A 1,477-nucleotide genomic window follows, 5' to 3' on the forward strand; every position below is an offset into this window, starting at 1 on the left:
TAGGCGGACGGCTCCTGCTGCGTGATGCAGTGGATGTTGCCGCCGCCGTAGACGACCTGGTCGGACTTGACGCCCACGCACTTGTAGACGCCCTCGCCCCAGACCTCGTCGTAGATCTCCTGGAGCGTGTCGACGGCCAGCTGGTCGTTCTCGTCGCCGTACTGCGGGACGATGACGCCGTGGTTGGTCACGAGGTAGTTCATGTAGGAGGCGATCAGCGGCTCGTCGGGGACGCGCGGCTCGGCGTTCTCGTCGGCGTCGATGGTGTCGCAGGAGGCCTGGTCCATGTACAGCGGCTTCACGGGCATGCAGAGCTTGTAGACCTTCAGCTTGCGGCCCTTGGCGTCAACCGCGTTGGAGAGGGTCTCGTAGGCGGCGTGGCACTGCTCGTAGAACGGGTACTCGGGGTCGTCGGTCCAGATGCAGACCATGACGCCCGGGGCGATGAAGGTGGCGACGTCGTCGATGTGGCCGTTGGTCTCCTCGGGGTCGATGCCCTCCTTGACCCAGATGACCTTCTCGACACCGAGGTAGTCCTTGAGGTGCTCGGTCATGTACTCGCGAAGCTCCTCGCTCCAGGGCTCGAACTTCTTGCGGTACTTGGGCCAGAGGGACTCGGGGTCCTCCTCCTCCTCGAGCACCGCGGAGCAGGTGCGGCCGGGGGACAGGAGGCACTGGTCGGTGACGACGAGGGTGCCCTCGCCGTCGACGGTGATGGAGCCGCCCTCGAGGATCATGTCGTCGGGACGGTAGCGGCGGCAGCCGGAGAGCTCGGCCATCTTGAGGGCGATCTGCTCGTCCTTGTCCCACGGGAAGTAGAGGCCGTCGATGAGGCCGCCGTAGCCGTTGAAGTGCCAGTGGTTGGCGCGCTTGTCGCCCTTGCCGTTGATGACGTAGGTGGCGCCGGTGTCGCGGAACCAGGCGTCGTCGGTGGTCATCTCGACGACGGTGACGTTCTCGTCGTTCTCGAAGACGGCCTTGCAGTTGGCGTAGTCGACCTGGTTGGCGCACATGTAGACCGGGGTGAACTCGGAGATGGCGCGGGCGATGGCGGCATACTGCTTCTGGGCGGGCTTGGCGCCGTGGGCCCAGGTGTCGGTGCGGTGGGGCCAGCCTATCCACACGCGGTCCTGGGGGGCGAACTCGGCGGGCATGAAGAAGCCGTCGGCCCTCGGGGTGGACTCGGACTCGGTGATCGTACGCATAAGATTTCCTCCAAACCGAACGATCGTCTGCCGCGGGCGGGCTGCCCGCGGCCTAGGACCAAGAGATGGCGGGCGCCCGTCCCCCGGCAGAGGTCGGGGCGCCCGGCGCCGGTTTTCACGGGGTCGCACCGGCGGGCGACGACGTAGCCAGGTGCGCGGAGACGGGACGCACGAGGGATACGGGAGAGGGGTCGGGGCGGTCGGCGGCTGCCGGAGCTATCGCCTGCACCCGCCCCGGGGAATGGTTGGCGGACCCGTCGCCCGGGCACGCC

At 67.6% G+C, this 1,477-nt stretch carries 1 protein-coding gene; it reads right to left on the reverse strand.

Going from position 1 to position 1,477, the window contains the following annotated elements:
• A partial coding sequence (locus ACTQ1E_RS08785) for an agmatine deiminase family protein (RefSeq protein WP_154514952.1) occupies positions 1–1,205 on the reverse strand: 1,205 nt, incomplete at its 3' end.
• Positions 1,206–1,477 lie beyond the last annotated feature (272 nt).

This window comes from Collinsella sp. LCP21S3_C7, from assembly GCF_052118485.1.
Lineage (GTDB): Bacteria > Actinomycetota > Coriobacteriia > Coriobacteriales > Coriobacteriaceae > Collinsella.